Raw genomic sequence first — 25,342 nt, forward strand, 5'->3', positions numbered from 1 at the left:
ACGCAGACACGCGTCGAGGGCCGCCCGGAGAGATCCGGGCGGCCCTCGGGGAGCAGGCGGGAACGGTCAGGCCTGGACAGCGGGCAGCAGCCCGGTGACGGGGGCGACGAGGTCGGTGACCTGGTGCAGCTCGTTCAGCTTGTTCAGCTCGTTGACCCGGTTGAGCGCGGCCAGCTGCTCCGAGATCCGCGGGACCTCGCCCTTGTGCTCCGCGGGAAGGTCGCTCACGACGAGCGAGTCGAGCGTGGCGATGGGGTTCAGCTGACCGGTACCCGGGGCAGCCGCGTCGGCCGCGTTCGCGAGGGGAGCGGCGAGGCCGGTGACCCCGACGGCAAGACCCACGGCGGCGACGATACGTCGTGTTGAGATCATGCCCTCAGCAACGCCTAAGGAGCCCTGCCGGACACGGGCGGCCGCTGCCGCTCACCCGTGAGGCGCAGCGCGCGGACTGCGCTTGCCGAGCCCGCCGGGGCGGAGGAGCCTCGAAGGGAGAGGCCCCTCGCCGGCCCGCTCCGCGCCGGGCCGCGGCCTTTTGAAGGAGGTCACACCATGGGCAGTGCGGCACGCTCCGGCTTCGACGCCGAAACCCTGCGTCAGGCCATCGAAGGACACACTGCGGCGAATCTTCTGTCGCTCTACGCGGACGACGCGGAGATACGCGTCGTGGACCGCAACACCCAGCCCAGCCACCCCAAGGTCCTGCACGGCCGGGACGAGATCGGCGAGATGCTCGAGGACGTGTACAGCCGCGACATCAAGGCGCACAAGCTCGAGCAGTGCGTCGTCCAGGAAGACCGCGTCGCCTTCACCGAGAGCTGCGAGTACTCCGACGGGGTACGCGTGTTCTCCGAGTCGATGGTGTCGCTGCGGGACGGGAAGATCGCCGACCAGACCATGGTCCAGGCCTGGGACGAGTAGCCGAAGCAGGAGGTCAGGCTGTCGGCGGGCCGTGACCGGCGCTGAGGTTGAGCACCACCGGGGAGCGGCCCGCCGTGAACGAATGCCGTGCGCCTGGGCGATCCCGTGGACTCAGCTCAGGAGTGGATCGTCAGGACGGCGGCCCTGGCTTTGTTACTGACGACGCCGCAGCGCGATCCTCGGCAAGCCGGTCGGCATGCTGCTGCTCGCCAGGCAAGCCCGGCGCCGTGGTGGTCGACGCCGGGTACAACGTCGACGTCGGCTCCGCCGTGGAACGGGCCTGCCTGATCACGCCGGTGCCGGGCGGTGTCGGTCCGATGACGAGCGCCACGCTGCTGGAGCAGACCGTGGACGCGGCCACCCGGCAACTCGGGGTGTGAATCAGCGCATCCAGGCGCTGTACTCCATGACGTCTCCGGTCCTGAGGCCCCACTCGGGCTCGGCGACGGTGGCGGTGCTCTCCAGCCCGAGGACGGCCCCCGTGGCCGGGTCCATGATCAGCATGCGGCGGGCGCCGGAACCGTCGTACACATACGCCTGACCACGCCGACCGAGGCGGTCGGTCACCTGACCGACCGGCCGCAGCCCCTCGGCATCCGCGAGGAGCCGGACGAGCGCCGCGTTCTCGCGGGCGCCGAGGGTCCAGTGATCGAGCAACACGTCGACGGCGTCGAGCAGTTGGGGCGTGCTGAGCGGCGTATCGCGGTACCCCGCCTCCTGCAGATAGGCGCGCAGCCGCGTCGGGTCGTGCGGCGGCGCCGACTCGGGTGGCGCGTCGCTCCAGCTCGGCCCGAAGGTCTGTCTGCTGATGACGTGTCCGTCCGCCACCAGGCGGGGTTCGCCGTCCTCGTCGGACAGGACCGGCCGGCCGGGATGCCTCGGATCGGTCGCCACGACCAGTTCCGTGTGCGTGTCGTCGGCCTTCCAGCGCACGATCCGCTCCTCGGCGAACGTGACCGGGGGCTTGTCCTGCGACATCCCCATGCTCCACGTCAGGACGTGCGTGCCCTTGCGCAGCCCGGGCGAACCGTCGGCCGCGTCCTGCCCGGCACGCTCGGCCAGCAGCTGAAGGGGTACGGGGGTGGAGTCGGCCCGCACGACCAGCGGGCGGGGGGCCGCGACCGCGGGGGGTGTGTTGGGGCCGCCGAGTACGAGGGTCAGCGCGAGGGCGGCCACGACGGCGGTGGCGACCAGGCCCCAGGCCAGCCGGGCGCGGCTGCGGGGGCCGGGGGTCTGCCCGTGCAGGAGCCGGTTCAGCTGCCGCTCGGCGTGATGGTCCAGGGGCCCGTCGCCGAAGTGGGGGGCGTCGACCGGGACCGGGTTGGCGCGGCGCAGGAGTTCCAGTTCGTCAGCCATGGCCGTGCTCCTTCGACGGGTTGGACGGGTGTGCGCCGGCGGCGAGCGGGGGGTGGAGGCGGTCGATCTCGGCTCTCAGCCGGCGGCGGGCCCGGTGCAGCCGCATCGACGCGGCCCGTCGGCCGCAGCCGAGGGCGACGGCCACCTCGTCGATGCCGAGTTCCTCCCACGCCGTCAGGCGCAGCACCTCCTGGTCGGCCGGGGAGAGCCGGGCGAGCGCGTCGTGCACCCAGCCGCCCGGTGTCTCGGCGTCGGGGCCTGCCGCGATGTGCCGCCCGTGCACGGTGTCGTCGTTGCCGAGCCGGTCGACGAGCCGTCGGCGGCGCCCGCGGCCGCGTACCGCGTTGGCCAGGCAGTTGCGTGCCACGCCGTACAGCCAGGGCAGGGGGGACGCCGGAAGGTCGGCCCGGCGGCGCCAGGCGACCGTGAACACGTCCGCCACCACTTCCTCCACCTCGCTGGTACGCCCGTCCAACCGCCGCGCGACATAGCGGCTGACCGCCCAGTAGTGCTCGCGATAGGCAGCGGCGAAGTCCTCGTCGTTGCTCATGTTCCGTTCGTGTCCGGCACCTTCGTGATCGTCACACCCGTCCTGGGTGACGCTCGTCGCTCCCGTCCCGGGGGCGAGCGCGGCCGTCAAGTTATCTTGCTCGGACACAGGCCCGTCTCTTCGGCCCGACCGGGGCGCCGCAGGCAAGGAGTTGACCATGGACGCGCAGGACACGGCCAAGAGACTGCGGGTGATCAGCGATGAGTTGTCGGACCGTTTCTACGAGCGGGCCGACGTGGTGCGGACGCTGGTGGTGACGCTGCTGGCCGGACAGCACTCGCTGGTGCTCGGCCCGCCCGGAACGGCGAAGTCCGAGTTGGCCCGGGAGCTCACCGGCCGGGTCGAGGGGGCGTCGTACTGGGAGATCCTGCTGTCCAAGTTCACCGCGCCGACCAGGATGTTCGGTCCCGTCGACGTCGCCGCGCTGGCCCGGGGCGAGTACCGCCAGGTCTACGAAGGCCGTGCCACGACCGCGCATGTCGCGTTCATCGACGAGATCTTCAAGTGCTCCACGGCGGCGCTGAACGAGACGCTGGGCTTCCTCAACGAGCGGATCTACCACCCGGAGAGCGGCGGGGAGCCGATCCGCTGCCCCCTGATCGGGGCCATCACGGCGAGCAACGAGCTGCCGAGCGGGGAGGACACGGCCGCGATCTACGACCGGCTGCTGGTGCGGATCGAGGTCGGGTACCTGGCGGATCCCTCGAACTTCGCCGCGCTGGTCCGCTCCGCCGTCAGCCGCCCCGTGGCACCGGCCCGGACCACCGTCGAGCTGGCCGCGTTGCAGCACGCCGTGACCGAGGCCGTCCCCGCCGTGGACGTCCCCGAGGGAATCGTGGACGCGGTGTGCACGCTGCGGGCCGCCCTGCGCCGCAAGGAACTCGTCGCCTCCGACCGCCGCTGGCGGCAGGCGGTGGGCCTGCTCCAGGCGTCCGCGTTCCTCGACGGCCGCCGAGCGGTCGCCTTGACCGACCTGCCGACCGTCGAGCGCGAGGTGCTGCACCTGGTCAACCGTTCCTGGGGACTGAGCAAGAGTGAGCCTACTCAGCCGCACGCCCCGAACGGTCTTGGGCGCACTGGTCCCCGGCGTACTCAGCCCCGGAACGGCGACACGGATCCTGTCCGTGGTCCGGGCCCGGGAGGCCGGTTCCCTCACGACCTGGCTACATGGGTGCGGCCAGAGGCGACGGGGAGGCCCCGAACCATTACTCCGATGGAGCGGGGGCCCCGCACGCTGGCGCCGTACCCGGCGTCCCAGATCGCGCGATCAGCGTAGCCCGAACGGCTCAGGAAGCCGCAAGCCCGGGAGTCGACCATCACACGATCGAGCCAATACTGCATGGTGCAGGCCCAGCTTTGAACACCGGGGATCAGGGCGATGGGCGAGACACCGAGCGAACTCAACGAGCTGGCGAGCCGGGCCGGGAGGTGGCTGGGCCTGTCCACCGCCGCTCCCGAACGGCACACGACGGTCGTCGTCGCGGACCGGTTCGACCGGATCACCTGGCGCGACACCTACGAGCGGTCGGCCGGACTGCGTGAGCTGGCCGAGGAGCTGAACGAGCGCTACGACCACACCAACCACACCACCTACGCCACTGACCTCCTGACCGACGCGTTCCTGGCCGCCTACAAGGTCAACCCGCGGTTGCGCGAGCGCGCGGAGATGGACCCCTCCCGGCTGGTCAACCACCAGGTCGTCACCGCGCTGGTGGAGTCACCGGAGTTCGCCGAGCTGCACCGCGAGACGGCCGGCGATCCCTACGCCGCCGCCATGGCCGTGCTCGCCCAGGCCGCCACGCTGCGCGAGATGGTGGAGCGCTCCCGGGATGCCCAGGAACAGGCCGAGCGGGCGAAGAAGGCGCAGCAGGACACCGAAGGCGCGGCGAATGCCGTGGGAGAGGCGCTCCAGCGGGCCGCCGACCAGGCCGACGAGGAAGGCGAGGAAGGCGCTGTGCCGGCCCCGGCCGCCGACGCCGTGCAACAGGCGATCGAGGCCGCGGAAGCCGCCGAGGCCGCTGCGCGGGAGGCCGCCCGGGACGCCGCGCAGGCCCTCGCGGCGGCGGCCCCCGGCATCCGGGCCGCCGCGCGGAACGCGGCGGCCAAGGCCGCCGAGGCCGTGCGGGAGGAGGCCGCGCTGATGCGGGCCTGGGGCGTCGGTCCCGGCGAGCTGGAGCGGCTGCCGTTCGACCGGCGCGCCCGCCTCGCCGAGCGGCTGCGCACCGGTCGTCTCGCCCAGTGGGCCGAACTGATCGGCCGTTTCCGGCAGATGGCCGGCGGTGAGCGCGCCCGCAGGGTGGAGAACGCCACCGGGGAACTGGTCGGCGTCACCCTCGGCGACGACCTCTCCCGCGTGATCCCCTCCGAGCTGGCCAACCTCGGCCTGCCCGAGCTGCGTGCGGTGTTCGCCGCGCGCTACGCCGCCGGGGAGCTGATGCTCTACGACAGCCAGGGAGAGCAGACCACCGGCCAGGGGGCCATCATCGCGTGCGTCGACACCTCGCACTCGATGTACGAGGCGGGGCCCGGCGGAGTCACCCGGGAGGCGTGGGCCAAGGCGTGCGCCCTGGCGCTGCTGGATCAGGCCCGGCACGCGGGGCGTGACTTCGTCGGCATCCTGTTCTCCGCCGCCGACAAGCTCCAGGTCTTCCGTTTCCCGGCCGGCCAGCCGGCCCCGATCGCCCGGACCCTGGAATTCGCGGAGACCTTCCTCGGCGGCGGCACCAGCTACCAGAGGCCGCTGTCTGCGGCCTGCGCACTGCTGGCGGAGGAGTTCAACGACGCCGCCCGCATGCGCGGCGACATCGTGATGCTCACCGACGACGACTGCGGCGTGACCGAGCAGTGGATGCGCGGCTGGAACGACGCCAAGCACCGGCTGGGCCTCCGCGTCTTCGGCGTGGCCATCGGCGCCCCGCGGGTCGCCGAGGCCGACTCGGTCCTGGACGCCCTGTGCGACAACCTGCGCTGCGTCGAGGACCTCACCGACGTCCACGCGGCCGCCGATCTCTTCCGCGTGATCTGAGCAGGCGGCGCCGCCTGTTGGCGGCGCCGCGGTGGCCGAGGTGGTGTGTCTCGTCCGGGGCGGACGTTACGTCAACGTCCACTTCTGGTTGGCGCCGCCGTTGCACGTCCACAGCACGAGCAGGGAGCCGTTGGCCGTGCCGTTGTTGTTCGCGTCGAGGCAGAGACCCGCGTTGACGTTGACGAGGGTGCCGTCGCTGCCCACGTTCCACTGCTGGTTGGCCTGGCCGTTGCAGTCCCAGATGACGACCTTGGTGCCGTTGGTGGTGCCGAGGTTGTAGGCGTCGAGGCACTTGTTGCCGTACACCACGAGTTCCTTGCGGGAGGTGTATGTCCAGGACTGGTTCTGGCCGCCGTTGCAGTCCCACAGCTCGGCCTGGGTGCCGTTGGTGATGGTGTTGTCGTAGATGTCGAGGCAGCGTCCGGACTCCTGGCCGACGGCCAGTGTGCCGTTCGTGCCGGGCAGGGGTCTGACGGTGATCGAGTCGATGCCCGACGCCCCCGAGAAGGCCAGTGTGTTGGCGGAGCCCTTGGACAGGGAGGCCGCGACGGAGATCGTGCCCGGGCTGGATCCGGTCGGCGGGAAGGAGACCTTGGTGGGCGTCTGGCCGTTGACCTGGAGGGTGCCCGTCCGGGCGGTGGAGGTGTTGTTGGTGTAGGAGACGTCGACCGTCTTCAGGCCGGTGCTCCCGGCGACCACGCCGGTGAAGCTCGACGTGCCGGTGTACGTGCTGCTCGCCGCCTCGGTGCCGCCGGTGACCTTGAGCATCACCGAGCCGCCGGCCGGGACACTCGTCGTGTAACTCGTGCCGTACGTACCGATGTTGGACCGCGTCCACAGGTCACGGACGGTGGCGTTGGCGTTGGTCAGGCCGAGGTCCGACCAGCGCACGGTGATGTTCTTGGCGGCGGAGGTGCGGTTGAGCAGGACGACCGCGCGGTTGCCGGCGCCGGACAGGACCTTGCCGTAGACCTGCGCCCCGGTGGTGTCCTCGGCGACTTCGACGCCCTGGAGGCCGCGCGGGTCCTGGTCGACCGCGATGACCTCGGGGTTCTTCAGGATCTCGGCGGTCTCCGCGGTCATGGTCGCCAGGTTGTTGCCGGCCAGGAGCGGGGCGCCGGAGATCGCCCACAGGTTCATGTGGGTGCGGTTCTGGGCGGCGGTGAAGCCGTCCATGCCGACCATCAGCATGTCCGGGTCGTTGTAGTAGCCGGTGTGCTGGGCCGTGGGATGCAGGTTGGTGTCGTAGTTGGTCAGCAGGCTCGACATGGAGGGCTGGTTGCCCCAGTAGATGATGTCGGTGTTGGTCCGCCACATCGCGCCCTGGCCCGGGGCCCAGTTCCACGGGTTCTGGTAGCCCCAGTTGCACAGGGAAAGGGTGAGCGGGCGTCCGGTGGTCGCCGTGGCCTTCGCGACCGCGTCACTGACGGCCTGGTACGTGGACTTCGCGTCGAGCCCTTCCGCGTCGCCGCCGCACCAGTCGACCTTCACGAAGTCGAAGCCCCACTTCGAGAACTGGAGCATGTCCTGCTCGTAGTGGCCCTCGCTGCCCGAGCCGGGTGCGGCGGGCCGGCCCGTCGGGTAGTAGTAGCCGCAGCCGTCCTTGCCGGCGTCGGTGTAGATGCCCGCCTTCAGGCCCTTGCTGTGGATGTAGTCGGCGATGGCCTTCATCCCGCCGGGCCACTCCGTCTCGTCGATCGTGATGTTGCCGGCGCCGTCCCGGGTGCCCTGCCACCAGCCCTCGTCGATGTTGATGTACTTGTACCCGGCCGCGGGCAGGCCCGCGGCGACGAACGCGTCGACCTGCTGCTTGATCACGTTGTAGTCGATCTTCGCGGCGAAGCTGTTCCAGGAGGCCCAGCCCATCGGGGCGGTGGGCACCGGTATCTGACGGGCCGTCGCCGCGAGCGCAGGAGCCGGCTGGACGAACAGCAGGGCGGCCGTCGCGGTCAGGGCGAGGACGAGGGCGCGTACGGCCGTGGCTCTGCAGCGCTGCATCAGGCCTCTGACGGCCGATCGGGGGGAACGCGGTGGGGGGTACATGCGGCTCCTTCGTGCGGGAAGAACACCCGAGACGGTCGGGATTTCGAACGGAGATCGGTTCTTCGAACGGTGTGCGCGCCGAACGTAGAGCCACCGGAGGAGCAAGTCAACGGATGTGACAAGGGTGAACTCGCCGTTGTGCACGGGTCGTTCGCCCGGTATGGCGCGCCCCCTCCGCCATACTGGCCGTCGTGCGCGTAGCGATCATGACGGCGGGATCCCGGGGTGACGTGGCCCCCTACACCGGCCTGGGGCACGGCCTGGCCCAGGCCGGACACGAGGTCACCCTGGTCACCCACGCCCGGTTCGAGCCACTGGCGGTGCGGGCGGGGCTGCGGTTCCATCCGCTGCCGGTGGACCCACGGGCGGAGCTGGAGTCAGCTCGCGGGCGGGGGCTGCACCGCAGCGCCACCGGCGTGGGCAAGCTGGTGCGGGTGGTGGCGATGGCGCGGGCGCTGGCCGGGCGGATGACCGACGATCTGGTGGCGGCGGCCCGCACCAGCGACGCGCTGCTCCTCGCCGCCTCCCTCGGCCCGCTGGGGCACACCATCGCCGAGGGGCTGTCCCTGCCGAGCATGGGCGTCCACCTCCAACCCCTCTCCCCCACCCGGGAGTTCCCCCCGCCGATGCTGGGTGTCGGCTCCTGGGGGCCCCTCGGCAACCGGGTCGCCGGGGTGGGTGTGAGCCTGGCCGTCGAGCAGGTCTTCGCCGCGGCCGTACCGCCCGTGCGGGCCCGGCTGGGGCTGCCCCGCGCACGTACCACCGCGGGGCTGCGGACCCGGGAGCGGCAGGGCTGGCGGGTGCTGCACGGTTTCAGTCCGCTGGTGGTCGCCCGGCCGCGCGACTGGCGGGCCGGGCTCGACGTGACGGGCTACTGGTGGCCGTACGACGGTCGGACCCGGCTCCCGTCCCGGCTGGAGGAGTTCGTCGGCGCCGGGCCGCCGCCGGTCTTCGTCGGGCTGGGCAGCGCGACCGTGCCCGATCCGCGGCGGCTCGGCGCCGAGATCGTGCGCGCCCTGCGGGCCGCCGGACTGCGCGGGGTGATCCAGCGCGGCTGGGCCGGGCTGGAGGCGTCCGGCGACGACATGCTGACCATCGACGAGGTCCCGCACTCCCTGCTCTTCCCGCGGATGGCGGCGGTCGTCCACCACGCGGGGGCGGGCACCACCGCGGCCGGGCTGCGGGCGGGGGTGCCGGCCGTTCCGGTGCCGATCCAGTTCGACGAAGGGTTCTGGGCGGCGCGGCTGGTCGGCCTGGGCGTGGCCCCGCGCACGCTGCCGCTGCGCCGCCTCACGGCCGACGCGCTGGCCTCGGCGCTCGTACGGGCCACGCGTGAACCCGGGTACGGGGAGCGGGCGCGGGCGCTGGGGGTGCGCATCCGGAGCGAGGACGGGGTGACGCCGGTGCTCGACGCGGTGAACCGGCTGGGCGGCTAGGGCCTGTCCGGCGGATCATGCCGCAGACGCGGGGCCTGGCACGCCCATCTGCGTTGAGTACGCGCCGCCGATTTCCTGCGACCTGATCCGCCGGACAGGCCCTAGGCGGGCTGGTGCAAGGAGCCGCCCGGCACCCACCCCGGCGGCTGCAGAATCCCCAGCAGTTGCCGGACCAGTTCGTCGACCACCTCGTCCAGCGTGGCCTCCACCCACCCCGCGTTCCAGTCGTGCAGCAGGCCGTTGACGCTGCCGATGAACGCCGTCGCGGCGAGCCGGTAGTCACGGGGCGCCGCCTCCCCCCGCGCGACGAACGCCTCCGCCTCGGCACACACGAGGTCGACCCAGCGGGCGCGGCGGGCCAGGCGCTGCTCCTCCAGGCGGGGACTGACGCCGATGATCTCGACGAAGGTGATGCGGACGCGGCGCGGGTCGGCGGTGACGTTCGCGGCGTACGCGCGGAAGATGGCGGCGGCTCGTTCGGCGAGGGGCAGGTGCTGCGCGCCGAGCACCGCGGCGAGGACGGCCTCCTCGGCCCAGTCGTTGACCTGGAGGTGCAGCGCGGCCAGGACGTCCTCGAGGGTGCGGAACTCCTCGTAGAACTGGCGCGTGGAGAGCCCGGCGGCCTCGCTGAGCGCGGCGACGGTGGTGCCGCGGTATCCGGGGACGTCGCCGAAGAGCTGGAGTGCGGCGTCCAGGAAACGGCGGCGCCGCTCGGCCTGCCGTTCCTCGGCCGATTTGCCGCCATAGCGGCCGCTCGGCGCCTTGAGCCTGCCCGCCACCGTGCCCTCCTCACTGCCTCGCCCGTCGTGGGACACCAAGTTTGTCGTGTACGCGGTCTTGCCGAGAAGGCCGCCCCCTCCTTACTTTCGAGTAAGTCAACTCTGAATGCACCCGTGTTCAGATTTCGTCGCCACCCCCGGCACCCGCCCACCCCAGAGGAGAGAGCAGTCATGCCTGCTATCAGACCCAGGCACCTTTGCTCCATGGCCGCCGCCCTGGTCCTTGCCGTCACCGCCCCCGCGACCGTCGCCGGCGCCGCGCCGGACTCCTCGACCGCGGCCCTGCGCGAGGTGATGTTCGTGGGCAACAACTGGGAGGGCACCGCCGACGTCATCAAGTCGTCCGGGGACTTCGCGAAGGTCGGCCGGATCAACGTGATTCCCGACAAGGACCAGCGGATGGCGGAGATCAACGCCGATCCGATCCGGTGGATCGCCTTCATGACCATCCGCAACAGCGTCGGCGAGGGCCACGACCAGTTCGTCGACGACATGTACTCCACGCCGGACGGCAGGTCGGTGGTGGTCTCGCGGCCGAGCTTCGCCGACGTCGTCTCGATCGACCTGGCCACCGGGAGCATCAACTGGCGTTTCCCCGTGTCGGGTTACCGTTCGGACCACATGGCGGTCTCCCCCGACGGCAAGCGGGTCGCGGTGTCGGCGTCGACCGGGAACACCGTGCACGTGCTGGACATCGTCACCGGCAAGCAGCTCGGCTCCTTCGCCACCGGCGACAAGCCGCACGAGAACATCTTCAGCAACGACGGCAAGTACATCTGGAACATGTCCATCGGCGACGTGAACACCGCGACCGACGCGCCGTGGCTGGACTGGACGAAGGGCAACCGGCTCATCACCGTCGTCGACGCGACCACGTACAAGCAGGTCAAGGTCATCGACATGCGGCAGCGGCTGGACGCCATCGGCCTCAAGGAGTACTCCGACGCGGTACGGCCCGCCGTCTTCTCGCCGGACGAGTCCAAGCTGTACTTCCAGGTGTCGTTCTTCAACGGGTTCTTCGAGTACGACATCGCCACCGACAAGATCACCCGGACGAAGACCCTGCCGAAGAACCCGGCGACCAGCGACGACCGCACCACCTTCGTCAACGACTCGCGCCACCACGGCATCTCGATGAAGCCGGACGGCTCCAAGCTGTGCGTGGCGGGCACGATGGACGACTACGCGACCGTCGTGGACCGGGCCACGCTCCAGGAGGGCCCGCTCGTGCCCGTCGCCAAGCCCTACTGGGCGACCGTCAGCGGCGACGGCAAGAGCTGCGTCGTCTCGGAGAGCGGCGCCGACCAGGTCACGGCCATCGACTTCGCCACCGGCAAGAAGACGGTGTCCGTCCCGGTGGGCGACCACCCGCAGCGCGTACGCCTCGGCCACGTGACAGCGGGCTGGACGGGCACGGCCTCCTGAGGCTCAACCCGTCAGCCGCTCAAGGGCCTTGACGGCCTGACCCGCCCCGTCCTCGGTCGCCAGGTGCCGCGCGGCGACCGAGGCGGCGCGCGCGTAGGTCTGCCGCCGCACGACCGGGCCGAGGGCGTCGGCGAGCCCTTCGGCGCTGAGGGATGTGAAGGGGATCGGGGCGGCGGCGGCACCGATCGCGGCCGGCCGACTCGCCCAGAACGGCTGGTCCGCCGTCACCGGCACGGGCACCGCGGGCACCCCGCCCGCAGCCCGGCCGCCGCGGTGCCCGCACCGGCGTGGTGCACCACCGCGGCAACCCGCGGGAAAGGAAACGCGTTCGGGACTTCCCCAATCGTCGGGACGTCATCCCCGTCGGCCGCGTCCGGCGCTGAGGATCTGCTGGAGCCGGGCCGGATCTGCCTCGTCGTAGAGGCGGTATCCGGCCCGGCTGCGTGCGCTCGGCGTGAGCAGGTCGGCCTTGTCATAGTGGTGCAGCGTGCCTACCACCACTCCAGGGCGCGGTCAGCCGGCCCGCTGTGCCGCCCACGCCGACAGTTCGGACTTGGCCGCGGCGAGCAGGTCCGCCGGGGGCGAGGTCGTCCCGTTGGTCACCAGCGCGTAGTGCAGAACGCCGTTGTCGGGTGCGGTGAGCAGGAGGCGGCGGCTGCCCGTGCCGCCCGGCTCGTGGGCCGCCGCGATCGGGGTCGTCCGGGTGTAGGCCGGCGGGGCGTAGGACGTGCCCAGGTCGGAGACGACCGTGGTGGTCGCGGTCGGGAAGGTCGCCGGCAGGTGCAGTTCGGTGGGCGCGGACGTGCCGTCGGAGCGCCACAGCAGCAGTCCGTACTGTCCGGATCCCACCAGCCGGGAGACGTTCGGGAGCGAGCTCGGTACCGGGTTCCAGGTCAGGGTGGTGGAGCCGTCGCGGGAGCGGTCCTCGTAGGTGAAGGCGACGGTCGTGCCCGCGGTGGCGCTCGGGTAGAGGCGGTCGAGCAGCCGGGCGTCCTGGCGCAGCACGGCCGTCCCCGAGTCGTTCAGGCGTACGGCCGACAGGTCCTCGTCGTTCCAGGCGTCGCCGGCGGTGAGCACCTTGTCGGGGTTGCCGTTCATCAACTCGTGGTGACGTCCGTTGTAGATGTCCCACTGCCACTGCGAGCCGGAGAGCACCGGGCCGGACGCGGTCGGGTTGGACCACCAACTCGACCCCGGCAGACGGGAGTCAAGGGCCTGGTACATCCCCTTGAGGACGGTGGGTGCCTTGTCGGAGACGTTGCCCGCCAAGGGGTGGCCGAACTCGCTGATGATCCCGGCCGTGTCGGTGGCCGCGGCGCGGTCGCGGACCGTGCCGAAGTCGGTCGAGTACTGTCCGTCCCCCGCCTTGCCCGGCATGAAGATCCCGGAGATGGCCCTCTGGTCGTAGAAGTGGGTGTTGAACACGTAGTCCGGGCCGAGGGTGCCGGCGTCCAGCAGTCCGCCCTCCTGCTTCTGGAAGCTGATGTTGGCGTTCCAGAACAGGTTCGGCTCGACGAAGACGGGCTTGTCCTGCCAGCCGGCCGTGTCCATGCGGGCGCGGAACTTCTCGTAGAAGGGCCACAGCACGTCGCGTTCCCAGGCGCGGCTGGTCTGCCCGGAGTCGTACACGCCGGCGTGCGGCTCGTTGTAGGGGTCGAAGCCGACGACGCCCGCGAACTGGGCGGCGCTGACGTGCTGTTTGACGTACGCCATCGTCTTCTGGGCGGTGGTGAGGAACGCGTCCTGGAGGCCGTACGCGTTGTGCCAGAAGTCGTACGACGCCTGCTTCACTGCCTCGTTCTGGGTGATGTTCTGGCCCCAGAACAGGCAGATCCCGCAGTTCTCGTCCGGGTAGTTCCCGGCGTCCACGGCCCACTTGGGGGCGCCGTCGCCCGTGTACCAGCTGTCGGGGTCGAAGAGGTGGCGGGAGTAGAGGTCCTGGTGGAAGTCGGGGTAGACGCGGATACCGGCGTCGAGGAAGGCCCTCATCTGGGCGGTGGCGGCGGCCAGATAGGCCTCGTCGACCTGGCCGCGCACGGGTTCGGCGTAGGCCCAGGAGAGCAGGAAGCGGACCGAGTTGCCGCCGCCGAGGGCGCGCAGCGCGGTCGCGGACTTCTTCGCGTCGGCGACGGAGGCGAAGGGCAGGCCGTTGTTCTCGGCCAGTTTGGTCTCGCCGGAGACGTTGTAGCCGCGCAGGACGACCTCGCGGCCGAGGCCGTCGGTGAAGCGGCCGTCCTGCACGGTGACGGGGGTGTCGTCGAACCAGAGGGAGTCGGGGAGGGCTTCGGCGGTGGCGGGTCTCACGCCCGTCGCCGTCAGGAATCCGGAGAGGACAACCAGAACAACGAGCAGACGCGCGCGTATATTCGGCATGTCCATTACAGTCCGGTGATTTCGTGACAACGTCAACAGTTCTGACTGCTGAGTAAGTTTCTACTTTTGGCATCCGCTTCGGCGGCCGGGCCTCACCCGCCGACCCGGCGCGTCACGTTCAGCAGGTACTCCCTGCGGTTCAGCGGGTTGCTGTCCGTGCGTGGCCTGCACGGCAACGTGCCGTGCGTGACGGGCGCGTAGTGCTCGAAGGCGCTCTCCAGTTCTCCCTCGCCCCGGGTGAGACCCGGAAGCCGCTGCTCCAGTTCATGTACCCGGTCAGCCGGAACCACACCCTCCAGTCCGCAGGTGTCGCCGCGTGTCTCGGTGGTCTGCGGTACGGCCCGCAGTGCGGCCAGCACCGGCAGCAGGGCGCCGAGCGTGTCAGCCGGGGCCTCGACGCGGAAACGGTGCATCGGCTCGTGCACCTGGGTGCCCGCCCGCCTGAGCGCCTCGACGAGGACCAGCGGGGTCAGTCCGCGGAAGTCGGCCCCTGTGCTCGACATGCTCTTGTCGAAGCCCTGGTGGGAGTGGCTCTGCCGGGGCCAGTAGCCGCAGTGGGTCATCGTGACCGTGCAGTCGGTGACCTGCCAGCCGTGCAGACCCTGGCCGAGGGTGTCGCGCACGGTGTCCTCGACGGCCTTGAAGAAGGCGTACGGCATGGAGCCGAGCTCCACCTCGAGGCGGAATCCGACCCCCGTGCCCGGCGCCGCCGGGTCGACGCGCAGTCCGACGGTCGCGAGGAAGGGGTTGGCGTCCTTCTTGATGAACTCCGCCGCCGCCCCGGCGCCGGCCGGCCGCTCGATGCACAGGGGCGTGGTCTCCCGGAAGGTGACATCGAGTCCGAACTCGTCGGCGAGGGTGGCCTGGATGACCTCCTTCTGCACCTCGCCGTACAGGGACACGGAGGTCTCCCGCCGTACCTCGTCGTGCCGCAGGCCGATCAACGGGTCCTGTTCGGCGAGTCGGGTGAGCGCGAGGTGGAGGGCTCTGCCGTCGGTGCCCGGGCCGGGGACGACGACGGTTTCGAGGGTCGGCGGGGCGAAGACCTGGCCGTAGGCCTTGCGGGGTTCGCCGAGGGAGTCGCCGATCCTGATGTCGGCGAGTCCCCGGAGCTTGGCGATCCGGCCCGCGGGAACGGTGTCCCGGCGGACGTCGGTGCCGTGTTCGAAGACGCTGATCGCGGTGATCCTGGCGTCCTCGCGGGCGTCGCCGAAGGGAATCCGGTCGCGGGTGCGCAGGGTTCCGGAGAACATCCGCGCGTAGGCGACCTTCTCCCCCGCCGGGCCCCGTTCGACCTTGAAGACGGTGCCGGACAGCGGGCCGTCCGGGTCGCCGTCGGCGGCGGGCAGCAACTCCTTGATCCCCTCGATCAGTTCGTCCACACCCGCGCCCGTGACGGCGGAGCCGAAGTACACCGGGTGGACCAGAGCCTGCCGCGTCCCGTCGACGAGGGCGGCACGCAGCCGGGCGTCGGAGACGGTGCCCTCGACATAGGCGGACAGCAGGCCGTCGTCATGGTCGGCGAGGACGTCGAGCGCGGCCGGGCCGAGCCCTGGGACGAAGTGGGCGCCCGGGGTGCCGAGTCCGCCGGCCGTACCCATCGGTACGGCGGAGGGCGTGAGCCGTTCGGAGATCGCCCGCAGCACGCCCTCGTGATCGGCGCCCCGACGGTCGATCTTGTTGACGAAGACGAGGGTGGGAATGCGCAGGCGCTGCAGGGTCCGCATCAGCACCCGGGTCTGCGCCTGGACGCCCTCGACGGCCGAGACGACGAGCACGGCGCCGTCGAGGACACCGAGCACCCGCTCCACCTCGGCGATGAAGTCGGGGTGTCCGGGGGTGTCGATGAGGTTGACGGTCACGTCGTCGATCGCGAAGGAGACGACGGCGGACTTGATGGTGATGCCGCGCCGGCGCTCCAGCGCGAGGGTGTCGGTCTGCGTGTTCCCGTCGTCGACACGGCCGATCTCGTCGATCACCCCGACCGAGTGCAGCAGCCGCTCGGTCAGGCTGGTCTTACCAGCGTCGACGTGCGCGAGGATTCCGAGGTTGAGCAGATGCACGAAGCGTCATGTCCTTTGAAGAGGAGGTCATTCCTTCCGGGGCGGACATGAACGGTGCGCGCATTGGTGCTCCTGGCTCGTGCGGTGACGCGTGACAAGGTCACCTGAAGTGCAGCAGGTCCGGGGCCGCGGCCGCAACGGATTAACGCTCGACCAGTGGCGTCCGGGAGGTTCTCGATCAGCGCCCGGCTCACCCGGGTGACAGGGTGAGAGGAGCCGACGCGGCTTGCGTGGAAGGAGCGGATCGTGCGTGACATTCTCCCGGCACTGAGCGGCTGGTACGCGGCCCGCGCTCCCTTCGGCCTGGCCACGGTGGTGGCGGTCAGCCGCAGCGCGCCCCGCGATCCCGGTGCGGCCATGGCCGTGGGTCCCGGGGACGAGGTCGTGGGCAGTGTGTCCGGCGGCTGCGTGGAAGGGGCCGTCTTCGAACTCGCCCAGGAGGTGGTGGCGAGCGGGGAGGCCCGCCTGGAGACCTTCGGGTACAGCGACGCGGACGCCTTCGCGGTCGGGCTCACCTGCGGCGGCGAGATCACGCTGCTGGTCCGGCCCGTCACCCCGGAGTCGGATCCGTCCTTCGGCGCGGTCGCCGAGTCGGTCGCCGCCGGCCGTCCGGTGACCGTGGCCACGGTGACCGACGGGCCGGCGCCACGCGGAGCCACCCTCGCGGTGTGGCCCGACCGGGTCGCCGGCACGCTCGGCACGCCGGGCCTGGACGTGGCGGTCACGGCCGACGCGCGCGGCGAACTCGCCCTGGGCGCCACGGGACTCAGACACTACGGCCCGCACGGCGAACGCCGTGAGGACGCGGTCACCGTCTTCCTGCACTCCTTCGCGCCCCCGCCGCGCATGCTGGTCTTCGGCGCGATCGACTACGCCGCGTCGGTCGCCCGCATCGGCGACTTCCTCGGCTACCGGGTCACGGTGTGCGACGCCCGCCCCCTCTTCGCCACGCCGAAGCGCTTCCCCGAGGGCGTCGAAGTCGTCGTGAACTGGCCGCACCGCTACCTGCGGGACACCGACACCGACGACCGCACGGTGATCTGCGTCCTCACCCACGACCCGAAGTTCGACGTGCCGCTGCTGGAGGAGGCGCTGCGCCGGCCGGCCGCGTACATCGGGGCGATGGGCAGCCGCCGCACCCACGACGACCGCATGCGACGGCTGACGGAGGCCGGCCTCACCCCGGGCGAGCTGTCCCGGCTGCGCTCCCCCGTGGGCCTGGACCTGGGCGCCCGTACGCCCGAGGAGGTGGCCGTGTCCGTCGCCGCGGAGATCGTCGCGCTGCGCTGGGGCGGCAGCGGCGCCCCGCTGACGGCGACGGCGGGGGCGATCCATCCGAACGAGTCCTGACCCCAGTCCTGGTCCTCGTTCCTGGTCCTCGTCAGTCCTGGTCCTCGTCCTTGAAGGACCATGACGGCAATACGGTGACCGGCACGCTCGAAAGGCCTCTCGACCGGGCCTGAGCCGTCAGGAGCCGTGGCGGCGGTGGTCCTCGACGACCGCGTGGAGGTGACGCAGGGCGGCCGTCACCCGGGCGTGGTCCGCCTGGAAGAACGGGTCGTCCGGCACCGGCAGCGAGCCCGCGACGGCCCAGCCGCGGCCCCGTGCCCAGGTGGCGTCGTCGAGGCCGACCGCCTCCCGGAAGGCGTCCCGCGCCGGGCCCGGCAGGACCTTCCAGGCGGGCAGCAGGTCCACCGCCGGGTCGGCCACGGCCAGCGTCCCGAAGTCGATGACCGCGCTGAGCCTGCCCTGAACGGTCAGCAGGTTGCCCGCGTCGAGGTCGCCGTGGATCCACACCGGCGGCCGGTCCCAGGCAGGGGCCGCGAGGGCGGCCTCCCAGACCTCCGTCACCGCGTCCGTGTCAACCAGGCGCGTTTTCTCCAGGGCGTCGATCCTGCCCCGTACGAGTGAATCCGCGGCCAGAGAATCCGATGCGTCGCCCATCGGTACGCCACGGAAGGCGTTGCTCGGCTCGGGCCCGGGACCGCCGGTGGCATCGATCGACCGCAGAGCCTTGATGAACCCGGCGAGGTCACATGCGGTGCCGACGGGATCGACCAGTCCTTCGGTCGTCGCCGTGTCCCCCTCGATCCACCGGTACACCGACCACGGGTACGGGTAGTCCTCGCCCGGTTCGCCCTGCGCCACCGGCTCGGAGACGGGCAGGGGCAGGTGCGGGGCGAGGTACGGCAGCCAGCGGTGTTCGCGCTCCACCTGGCCCGCCCAGTGGGCGTAGCGCGGCAGCCGTACGGACAGGCCGGTGCCGAGCCGGAAGGTGGCGTTGTCCATGCCGGACTGCCGAACCGGGGACAGGGGAAGCCGCGCCCACCGCGGGAACTGGGCGGCGAGCAGACGGCGTACGAGGGTGGCGTCGATCAGCACGCCGTCCAGTCCAGTGGGGCGAGGGCGCGGATGTCCAACGAATTGGCGGTGTGGTGCCGCTGCCCGGGGGTAGGCGCGGCACGACGGATGACGGAACGGTCGCCCGGTTCCTTACCGCGGGGGCAGGCGGTGCAGATGTACGTCCATGAGGCTGCCGTCGGCCACCGTGGCGGTCATGTAGGTGCAGTGCGGCTGGCGGCGGCGGTCGGTCGGCGAGCCGGGGTTGAGCAGGCGCAGCCCCGTGGGGGCGGTGGTGTCCCAGGGGATGTGGCTGTGCCCGAAGACCAGGACATCGGTGTCGGGGAAGCGCGCGGCACAGCGTGCCTCACGGCCCTGGGCGGCGCCCGTCTCGTGGACGACGGCGAAGCGCAGGCCGCCGAGTTCGGCGTACGCCACCTCGGGGAGCCGGGCGCGCAGCTGAGGTCCGTCGTTGTTGCCGTACACGGCGACGAGCCGGGCGCTGCGGGCCTCCAGCAGGTCGAGCGTGGCCGTGTCGACCCAGTCCCCGGCGTGGAACACGACGTCGGCGCGCGGGAGTTCGGCGAGCAGCGGCGCGGGAAGCTCCTTGGCCCGCCGTGGGAGGTGGGTGTCGGACATCAACAGCAGGCGCACCGCGCCAGGTTACCCGCGCGACGGCGACGGGATCCGCAGGCCCGCCGCGACCCCGTCGCCGGGACACGCCACGCGTCCTCGACGGTGGGCCGGAGATGGACAAAGGGCTCGGTGGCGTTAGCATCTGCCAACGCGTACCAGCGACACCCACGGCAAGCGAACTGAGGGGGCCTGGAGCCCGATGCCGGTGAAGGTCAGCGTCATCGTTCCCGTCTACAACCCCGGGGCCTACATCGAGGACTGCATCGCCTCGTTGCTGAGACAGTCACTGCCTCCCGACGAGTACGAGGTGCTCTTCGTCGACGACGGTTCCACCGACGGCACGCCCGCCCGGCTCGACGCGGTGGCCGCCGAGCACCCCCGGGTGACGGTCGTCCACCAGGAGAACTCCGGCTGGTCCGGCAAGCCCCGCAACGTGGGCATCGCCGCAGCCGAGGGCGAGTATGTGATGTTCGTCGACAACGACGACTACCTCGGCGACGAGGCCCTTGAACGCATGTACGACTACGGGGTGGCCAACGACGCCGACGTCGTCGTCGGCAAGATGGCCGGCAAGGGCCGGGGGGTTCCGGTGGAGTTGTTCCGCCGCAACCATCCGCGCGCCACCGTCGAGAACGCCCCCCTGATCGACAGCCTCACCCCGCACAAGATGTTCCGCCGGAAGTTCCTCGACGACATCGGGCTGAGGTTCCCGGAGGGCAGGCGGCGCCTCGAGGACCATGTGTTCGTCACAGAAGCGTATTTGCGCGCGAGTAACGTTTCCGTGCTCAGCGACTACGTCTGCTACTACCACGTCAGACGGGACGACGCGTCCAACGCCGGGTTCCAGCGCTTCGATCCGGGCGGGTACTTCAAGAACCTCCGCGAGGCCCTCGACGTCGTCGAGGAGTACACCGAGCCGGGACCGCTGCGCGACCGGCTCCTGCGGCGCTGGCTGCGCAACGAGATGGTCGAGCGCATGCGCGGCCGACGACTGCTCAAGCTGCCCGTGGACTACCGCAGGGAGCTGTTCGACGAGATCCACAAAGTCGTCGTCGAACGCTTCGGGCCCGGTGTCGCGGCGGGGCTCCCGCCGACACAGCGGATCGTCGCCGCGCTGATCGCCGCCGACCGGTACGAGGACGTGGTGGCGTTCGCCGAGTGGGAGGCCTCCGTCGCCCTCAGGGCCGAGCCCGCGGGCGTGCGGTGGGAGGACGGGACGCTGCGCGTCGACTTCGCCGTCGAATACACGGTCGGCGGTGAACCGATGACGTTTCCGTCCGACCCGGCCGGTACCCCGTCGGCCGATCCGCCCCGGGACGTCGCCGACGCCATCTCCCGGGTGGCGGCCGACAGCGTCGCCCGTTTCCACACGGCCACGGCGGACCTGCTGCTGCGGGAACGCGCCACCTCCGCACAGTACTTCCAGCCGGGCGAGGTCACCCGGGAGATCGTCCCGGTCGGGGACAACGGCGAGCGCGTCCGCCTGGTGCTGCGCAACTCGGCCGTCGTGGACCCGGCGACCGCCGCCGACGGCGTCCCGCCGGGCGCCGGGCTGTGGGACTTCTTCCTCCGGGTCAAGCTGGGCGGCTGGACCAAGGACTGCCGCCTGGGTCCGGTCCGTCCGGGCCCCCGCAGGGACCGGACGGCCGCGTCCGCCGGTGTGGTGGCCGGCCGGGTCGTGCTGCCGTACTGGACCGACCCGCACGCCAACCTGGCCCTGGCCGTCGACAACGCGGACAAGCGGGTGGGTCTCGGGGGCGTGTCCGCCGAAGACGTCACCGTCACCCGCGACCGGCTCCGCGCGCCCCTGCCGCTGCACCTGCCCGGCAACACCGATGTGCTGCTGCGGCTCACCGGCCCGGCCCGCCACGAAATCCCCGGCACGCTGTCGCCGTCCCCGGACGGCTCCGGGGCGCTTCTGGAGGCCGTACTGCCCGTCGCCGACCTCAAGCGCGGGCTCTGGCGGATCGCGCTGAGCCCGGCCCCGCCCGCCGACGCCGAGCCGCGCTTCCTGGCACTCCCGCCGGCCCTGCGCGTGAGCGGAGGCGGAGTACAGGTGGTGCGCCCGCCCGGTCCCAGTGCCGTCCAGCGGCTGTCACGCGGGGCACGGCACCTACTGGGCCGGGTCCGCAGGAAAGCCGCCTCCCAGGTCAGGGCCTGGAGGACCTGACAGCGCACGAACACTGAAGACCGAGAGTTCCCGGAAGCCGGGACCCTCGGTCTTCGCCTACCCGCACGGGCATCGCCGAGGCGGACCGATCCGGTCCTGCGCCCGCACGGTCCCATCGCCGTACAGCGACCGCCGCGCGGGGCACGGCGCATGCCGGGCGGGTCCGCTGGAAAGCCGCCTTCCGGGCCAGGGCCTGGAGGATCTGACAGCGCACGAACACTGAAGACCGAGGTCGTTCGCGGAGGCGGAGCGGGCCGGGGCGTTGACTGTCGTACCGGACCTGCTCCGCCTTCTACGAGGGCCTGTGCGGCCCGGGCGTCAGCGGCTGACGGCGACCTTCTCCAGGGCCGTGCGCAGCGGCTCCCAGCCGCGGGAGCGGCCGACGCCGAGGTTGCGGGCCTTGGCCAGCGCGCCCCAGAAGGGCGCCTGCAGCAGGTCCTTCGGCGGCACCGCCCGGACGCGTTCCAGGATCGCCTCGGGGACCTTCTGCGGGTCCGGCACGTCGAACTCGGCCATGATCTCGTCGTACTTGTCGTGCAGCACCGTGTTGTCCGGGTCGGCGCCGAACACGACGAGCTGACCGGTGGGCTGGGTGTCGACGAAGACGGTGACCAGGTCGGGGCGGTAGCGGCCGAGGATCTCGGCGACCTTGTAGACGTCGCCCGTCCACGCGCCGGTGTGCCGGTCGCGGGCGGCCTCGTCGATGTTGCGGGGCAGCATGTCGTCGAGGACGATCACGCTCGACCAGTCGGAGTGCTTCTCCACGTTCATGAAGTCGCGCAGCGCGAACTCGAACAGGTGCATGCCGTCGATGAACGACAGGTCGAGGGTGGTGCGCCGCCAGTAGCCGATCGGACTGCGGCCGCGGCGCAGGTTGCGCACCGGGTGACGGCCGCCCTTGAGGTGGCCGAGCGGGTTGGCCCGGGCGAAGAAGTCGTCGCTGGTGGCCTTCACCAGGTGGACGTCGCACCGGATCTCGGTGACCACCTTGAACGCGGGGTCGATCGCGATGCTGGGGACGCGGGACAGGGCGAGACTGCGGCCGTCGTTGACCCCGATTTCGAGGTAGTTGCGGTTGGCGCTGACCTTGTGCAGCTCCCGCAGGAACTCATGGCGTTTCACGCAGGGGACTCCTTGCGGATCCGGGGAAGGGCGTTGTGCAGGGTGATGCGGGGTGCGGGCCCGGGGGCCTCGCTGCCGACGGGGCGCACCCGGTCGGGGTCGGCGCCGAGGAGACGCAACGCCTCACGGGCCGGGTCGTACCAGGTGGCCTCGCCGGAGTCGGTGGGGTGGGGTATGCCGCCCGCGCCGGTGAGCGGCCGGCTCATGACGCGCCCTGGAGTGCGGCTCGCCGTTTGAGCGGCTCCCACCAGGCGCGGTTGTCCCGGTACCAGGCGACGGTGGCGGCGAGGCCGACCGTGAAGTCGTGCCGGGGGTGGTAGCCGAGTTCGGTGCGGGCCTTGGACCAGTCGACGGCGTAGCGCAGGTCGTGGCCCTTGCGGTCGGCGACCCGGTCGACGCGGTCCCGGTCGGCCCCGCAGGCCTCCAGCAGCAGGCCGGTCAGCTCCGTGTTGCTCAGTTCGGTGCCGCCGCCGATGTTGTAGACCTCGCCCGCGCGGCCCTTGGTGCGCACGAGGTCGACGCCCTGGCAGTGGTCCTCGACGTGCAGCCAGTCACGGACGTTGAGGCCCTCGCCGTACAGCGGGACGTTCTTCCCGTCGAGGAGGTTGGTGATGAAGAGCGGGACGACCTTCTCGGGGAACTGGTGCGGGCCGTAGTTGTTGGAGCAGCGGGTGACGCGGACGTCCAGGCCGTGGGTGTGGTGGTAGGCGAGGGCGAGCAGGTCGGACGACGCCTTGGAGGCGGAGTACGGCGAGCTGGGCCGCAGCAGGTCCTCCTCCGTGGCCGCGCCGGTCTCGACGGAGCCGTAGACCTCGTCGGTGGAAATGTGTACGAAGGGTGCCGCGTCGTGCCGCAGGGCCGCGTCCAACAGGGTCTGGGTGCCGACCACGTTGGTGAGCACGAAGTCGTCCGCGCCGGTGATCGAGCGGTCGACGTGCGACTCGGCGGCGAAGTGGACGACCTGGTCGGCCTCGGCCATCAGCTTGTCGACGAGTTCCGCGTCGCGGATATCGCCCTGGACGAACTCCAGACGGGGATGGTCGAGTTCGAGGTTGTCGAGGGTGCCGGCGTAGGTGAGCTTGTCGAGCACGGTGACACGGGGTGCGTCGGCCGCTTCGGGCGCGTCGCCTGCCAGCAGCGTGCGCACGTAGGTGGAGCCGATGAACCCGGCGGCACCGGTGACGAGGAGGTTCATGAGTGGATCTGCACCTTGCTGTGGTCTCCGAGGACGAGACGGTGGGCGCTGGGGACGCTGGGTGCCGGGGTCACCTCGACGTGGCGGCCGATGAGCGAGGACTCGACCCGGCCGACACCGTCGATCGAGGAGTCCCGCAGCACGATGGAGAACTCCACCTCGCTGTCGGTGACACGGCAGTTCTCCGCGATGGAGGTGAAGGGTCCGACGTAGGAGTCGCTGACCAGGCTTCCGGCGCCGACGACGACGGGGCCGACGACACGTGACCGCACGATGCGCGCCCCCTCCTCCACCACGACTCGCCCGATGGTCTCGGACTCGTCGTCCACCTCGCCGTCGATCCGGGGGTCCATGGTCTCCAGGACCCTGCGGTTGACCTCCAGCATGTCCTCGACGTTCCCGGTGTCCTTCCAGTAGCCCTGGATGACGGTGGAACGTACGTCGGCGCGGACGTCGATGAGGTGCTGGATGGCGTGCGTGATCTCCAACTCGCCGCGCCAGGACGGCTCGATGGCGCGCACCGCCTGATGGATGGCGGGAGTGAACAGGTACACCCCGACCAGGGCGAGATCGCTCCTGGGGTGTTCCGGCTTCTCCTCCAGACTCATCACCCGGCCCTGCGGGTCGAGTTCGGCGACGCCGAAGGAGCGGGGGTCCGGGACGTGGGTGAGCAGGATCTGGGCGTCGGGCCGGTGCGCGCGGAACTCGTCGACGAGGCCGGTGATGCCGCCGACGATGAAGTTGTCGCCCAGGTACATCACGAAGTCGTCGTCACCCAGATAGTCCTGTGCGATCAGCACCGCGTGGGCGAGGCCGAGGGGTCTTTCCTGGGGGATGTAGGTGATGTCCAGCCCGAACTTCGAGCCGTCGCCGACCGCTTCCTCGATCTCGGCGGCGGTGTCGCCGACGACCACTCCGACGTCGGTGATACCGGCCTCGGCGATCGATTCCAGGCCGTAGAAGAGGACAGCTTTGTTAGCAACGGGCACCAGCTGTTTGGCCGACGTATGTGTGATCGGCCTCAACCGTGTACCGGCGCCGCCGGACAACACGAGAGCCTTCATCTGCGTCACCATAGCCCGGTCGAACGGACCATGGCGACCGCGTGGCGCGCGCGTTACGGCCACAGCACAGCGGTCAGTCCTCGCCCCTGAAGATGTTTCCCTCGGCTCCCGGCTGCGCCACGCGCTGGGTGCTTTCGTCCGCCAACGCGGGCAGGCAGGTTCGCAGGATGCGCTCGCCGCGCAGGCGGCGGGCCCTCGACCAGCCGGTCTCGGGCCTACGGGCAACGGGCTTCTCACTGGTCTGCGCACTCACGGCGTTTCATCTTCTTTCTGCGTCCGGTACTGCCCTCACCCTCCCGCGGGGCCGGGGCGCTCCGTCCCTCCGTGCTGAGCCACCGAGTCCCCTGCGGCCGTACGAGCAAACCGGTGCCCCCCCCTTGCGGGGCACCGGTCGCACTTTTGTGCGGGCTGTCGTCCTCAGGTGTTCGGACGGGCGGCACTGATGTCGCCCAGGGCCGAATCGGGGTCGCGTTCCATCGCCAGGTCGGCCAGGGCGACGATGCCGACGGGGCGGCCGCCCTCGACGACCGGGAGGCGGCGTACGGCGTGCTCACGCATGAGCTCGACGGCGTGGTCCACGTCGTCCTCGGGGGTCAGGATGACCAGGTCGTCGCTGCAGGCGCCGGCCACGGTGATCTGCTCGGGGTCGCCGCCCTCGGCGAGCGAGCGGACCACCAGGTCGCGGTCGGTGACCAGGCCGCGCAGTTCGTCGCCGTCCGTGACGATGACGGCTCCCAGGTCCCGGTCGCGCATGATCCGGGCCACCGCCGTCACGGAGGTCTGCGGTTCCACGGTGACCGGAGCGCTGGTCATGATGTCGCTGACGTGCTGGGTCATGGCATGCCTC

The 25,342-nt window shown here is 71.2% G+C and carries 21 protein-coding genes, 4 pseudogenes and 1 riboswitch; of the genes and pseudogenes, 8 read left to right on the forward strand and 17 right to left on the reverse strand.

What is annotated here, in order from left to right; translation table 11 throughout:
* Positions 1 to 66: 66 nt before the first annotated feature.
* Positions 67 to 372 (reverse strand): hypothetical protein, encoded by a 306-nt coding sequence (locus OG252_RS06925; RefSeq protein WP_266451291.1) that lies wholly within the window; start codon positions 370 to 372, stop codon positions 67 to 69.
* 177 nt (positions 373 to 549) lie between these two features.
* On the opposite strand from OG252_RS06925, the gene OG252_RS06930 reads away from it, so the two are divergent.
* Positions 550 to 918, forward strand: a complete 369-nt coding sequence (locus OG252_RS06930; protein WP_266451290.1) for a nuclear transport factor 2 family protein — start codon at positions 550 to 552, stop codon at positions 916 to 918.
* A gap of 21 nt (positions 919 to 939) precedes the next feature.
* A riboswitch (ZMP/ZTP riboswitch) is annotated at positions 940 to 1,024 on the forward strand.
* Positions 1,025 to 1,084: 60 nt separating this feature from the next.
* Positions 1,085 to 1,298, forward strand: a pseudogene (locus OG252_RS06935) (bifunctional 5,10-methylene-tetrahydrofolate dehydrogenase/5,10-methylene-tetrahydrofolate cyclohydrolase); the annotation flags it as partial.
* Between the two features lies 1 nt (position 1,299).
* Here OG252_RS06935 and OG252_RS06940 read toward each other — a convergent pair.
* A complete protein-coding gene (locus OG252_RS06940; protein WP_329334495.1) occupies positions 1,300 to 2,274 on the reverse strand; it encodes a CU044_5270 family protein in 975 nt (324 codons plus the stop codon).
* The gene (locus OG252_RS06945; RefSeq protein ID WP_329334497.1) at positions 2,267 to 2,824 is read right to left on the reverse strand and encodes an RNA polymerase sigma factor; all 558 of its coding nucleotides are present in this window, start codon (positions 2,822 to 2,824) and stop codon (positions 2,267 to 2,269) included. The genes OG252_RS06940 and OG252_RS06945 overlap by 8 nt, the downstream gene beginning before the upstream one ends.
* Positions 2,825 to 2,981: 157 nt before the next feature.
* Here OG252_RS06945 and OG252_RS06950 point away from each other — a divergent pair, with 157 nt between their 5' ends.
* Both OG252_RS06950 and OG252_RS06955 read left to right on the forward strand, forming a co-directional pair.
* The gene (locus OG252_RS06950; RefSeq protein WP_329334499.1) at positions 2,982 to 4,100 is read left to right on the forward strand and encodes an AAA family ATPase; all 1,119 of its coding nucleotides are present in this window, start codon (positions 2,982 to 2,984) and stop codon (positions 4,098 to 4,100) included.
* A 102-nt stretch (positions 4,101 to 4,202) separates the two neighbouring features.
* Positions 4,203 to 5,849: a VWA domain-containing protein gene (locus OG252_RS06955; RefSeq protein ID WP_329334501.1), complete on the forward strand. Its 1,647-nt coding sequence runs from the start codon at positions 4,203 to 4,205 to the stop codon at positions 5,847 to 5,849.
* A gap of 66 nt (positions 5,850 to 5,915) precedes the next feature.
* Here OG252_RS06955 and OG252_RS06960 read toward each other — a convergent pair whose 3' ends face one another.
* Positions 5,916 to 7,847, reverse strand: coding sequence for a ricin-type beta-trefoil lectin domain protein (locus OG252_RS06960; RefSeq protein ID WP_266451285.1), 1,932 nt, complete (start codon positions 7,845 to 7,847; stop codon positions 5,916 to 5,918).
* A gap of 251 nt (positions 7,848 to 8,098) precedes the next feature.
* Between OG252_RS06960 and OG252_RS06965 the strand changes: the two genes are divergently transcribed.
* Positions 8,099 to 9,328: a glycosyltransferase gene (locus OG252_RS06965; protein ID WP_266453106.1), complete on the forward strand. Its 1,230-nt coding sequence runs from the start codon at positions 8,099 to 8,101 to the stop codon at positions 9,326 to 9,328.
* A gap of 101 nt (positions 9,329 to 9,429) precedes the next feature.
* Here the strand turns inward: OG252_RS06965 and OG252_RS06970 are convergent, their stop codons facing one another.
* Positions 9,430 to 10,107, reverse strand: a complete 678-nt coding sequence (locus OG252_RS06970) for a TetR/AcrR family transcriptional regulator (protein WP_266451284.1) — start codon at positions 10,105 to 10,107, stop codon at positions 9,430 to 9,432.
* Positions 10,108 to 10,278: 171 nt separating this feature from the next.
* Between OG252_RS06970 and OG252_RS06975 the strand changes: the two genes are divergently transcribed.
* Positions 10,279 to 11,532: a YncE family protein gene (locus OG252_RS06975; protein WP_329334505.1), complete on the forward strand. Its 1,254-nt coding sequence runs from the start codon at positions 10,279 to 10,281 to the stop codon at positions 11,530 to 11,532.
* Positions 11,533 to 11,535: 3 nt separating this feature from the next.
* Here OG252_RS06975 and OG252_RS06980 read toward each other — a convergent pair.
* The 4 genes and pseudogenes from OG252_RS06980 to OG252_RS06995 all read right to left on the reverse strand — a co-directional run.
* A pseudogene (locus OG252_RS06980) lies at positions 11,536 to 11,915 on the reverse strand (nucleotide disphospho-sugar-binding domain-containing protein); the annotation flags it as partial.
* A pseudogene (locus OG252_RS06985) lies at positions 11,914 to 12,033 on the reverse strand (MerR family DNA-binding transcriptional regulator); the annotation flags it as partial. The pseudogenes OG252_RS06980 and OG252_RS06985, both read right to left, overlap by 2 nt.
* A 12-nt stretch (positions 12,034 to 12,045) precedes the next feature.
* Positions 12,046 to 13,911, reverse strand: a complete 1,866-nt coding sequence (locus OG252_RS06990) for a cellulase family glycosylhydrolase (protein WP_329334507.1) — start codon at positions 13,909 to 13,911, stop codon at positions 12,046 to 12,048.
* 86 nt (positions 13,912 to 13,997) lie between these two features.
* Entirely contained in the window at positions 13,998 to 15,968 is a 1,971-nt protein-coding gene (locus OG252_RS06995) for a translation factor GTPase family protein (RefSeq protein ID WP_329334509.1), read from the reverse strand.
* A 246-nt stretch (positions 15,969 to 16,214) separates the two neighbouring features.
* On the opposite strand from OG252_RS06995, the gene OG252_RS07000 reads away from it, so the two are divergent.
* Positions 16,215 to 17,318, forward strand: a complete 1,104-nt coding sequence (locus tag OG252_RS07000) for an XdhC family protein (protein ID WP_329334511.1) — start codon at positions 16,215 to 16,217, stop codon at positions 17,316 to 17,318.
* Between the two features lie 117 nt (positions 17,319 to 17,435).
* On the opposite strand, the gene OG252_RS07005 is transcribed toward OG252_RS07000, so the two are convergent.
* Together OG252_RS07005 and OG252_RS07010 are read right to left on the reverse strand one after the other, a co-directional pair.
* Positions 17,436 to 18,350: an aminoglycoside phosphotransferase family protein gene (locus OG252_RS07005; protein ID WP_329334513.1), complete on the reverse strand. Its 915-nt coding sequence runs from the start codon at positions 18,348 to 18,350 to the stop codon at positions 17,436 to 17,438.
* A 111-nt stretch (positions 18,351 to 18,461) separates the two neighbouring features.
* A complete protein-coding gene (locus tag OG252_RS07010) occupies positions 18,462 to 18,962 on the reverse strand; it encodes a metallophosphoesterase family protein (protein ID WP_329334515.1) in 501 nt (166 codons plus the stop codon).
* A 181-nt stretch (positions 18,963 to 19,143) separates the two neighbouring features.
* Here OG252_RS07010 and OG252_RS07015 point away from each other — a divergent pair, with 181 nt between their 5' ends.
* A complete protein-coding gene (locus OG252_RS07015; RefSeq protein WP_329334517.1) occupies positions 19,144 to 21,114 on the forward strand; it encodes a glycosyltransferase family 2 protein in 1,971 nt (656 codons plus the stop codon).
* Between the two features lie 318 nt (positions 21,115 to 21,432).
* Here the strand turns inward: OG252_RS07015 and OG252_RS07020 are convergent, their stop codons facing one another.
* The 6 genes and pseudogenes from OG252_RS07020 to OG252_RS07045 all read right to left on the reverse strand — a co-directional run bounded on the left by OG252_RS07020 (position 21,433) and on the right by OG252_RS07045 (position 25,332).
* Positions 21,433 to 22,236 carry a class I SAM-dependent methyltransferase gene (locus tag OG252_RS07020; protein ID WP_266451206.1) on the reverse strand — a complete coding sequence of 268 codons (804 nt, stop codon included), beginning with the start codon at positions 22,234 to 22,236 and terminating at the stop codon, positions 21,433 to 21,435.
* Positions 22,223 to 22,415, reverse strand: a pseudogene (locus OG252_RS07025) (dTDP-4-dehydrorhamnose reductase); the annotation flags it as partial. The gene OG252_RS07020 and the pseudogene OG252_RS07025, both read right to left, overlap by 14 nt.
* Before the next feature lie 23 nt (positions 22,416 to 22,438).
* Complete coding sequence (gene rfbB / locus OG252_RS07030) at positions 22,439 to 23,431, reverse strand: dTDP-glucose 4,6-dehydratase (RefSeq protein ID WP_329334521.1); 993 nt, start codon at positions 23,429 to 23,431, stop codon at positions 22,439 to 22,441.
* Positions 23,428 to 24,495, reverse strand: a complete 1,068-nt coding sequence (locus tag OG252_RS07035) for a glucose-1-phosphate thymidylyltransferase (protein WP_266451203.1) — start codon at positions 24,493 to 24,495, stop codon at positions 23,428 to 23,430. The genes rfbB and OG252_RS07035 overlap by 4 nt, the downstream gene beginning before the upstream one ends.
* Before the next feature lie 73 nt (positions 24,496 to 24,568).
* Complete coding sequence (locus tag OG252_RS07040; RefSeq protein ID WP_266451202.1) at positions 24,569 to 24,748, reverse strand: hypothetical protein; 180 nt, start codon at positions 24,746 to 24,748, stop codon at positions 24,569 to 24,571.
* A gap of 164 nt (positions 24,749 to 24,912) precedes the next feature.
* The gene (locus OG252_RS07045; RefSeq protein ID WP_266451201.1) at positions 24,913 to 25,332 is read right to left on the reverse strand and encodes a CBS domain-containing protein; all 420 of its coding nucleotides are present in this window, start codon (positions 25,330 to 25,332) and stop codon (positions 24,913 to 24,915) included.
* Positions 25,333 to 25,342: the final 10 nt, after the last annotated feature.

Origin of the sequence: Streptomyces sp. NBC_01352, assembly GCF_036237295.1 — a bacterium.
In the GTDB taxonomy this organism is placed as follows: Bacteria; Actinomycetota; Actinomycetes; order Streptomycetales; family Streptomycetaceae; genus Streptomyces; species Streptomyces plumbiresistens.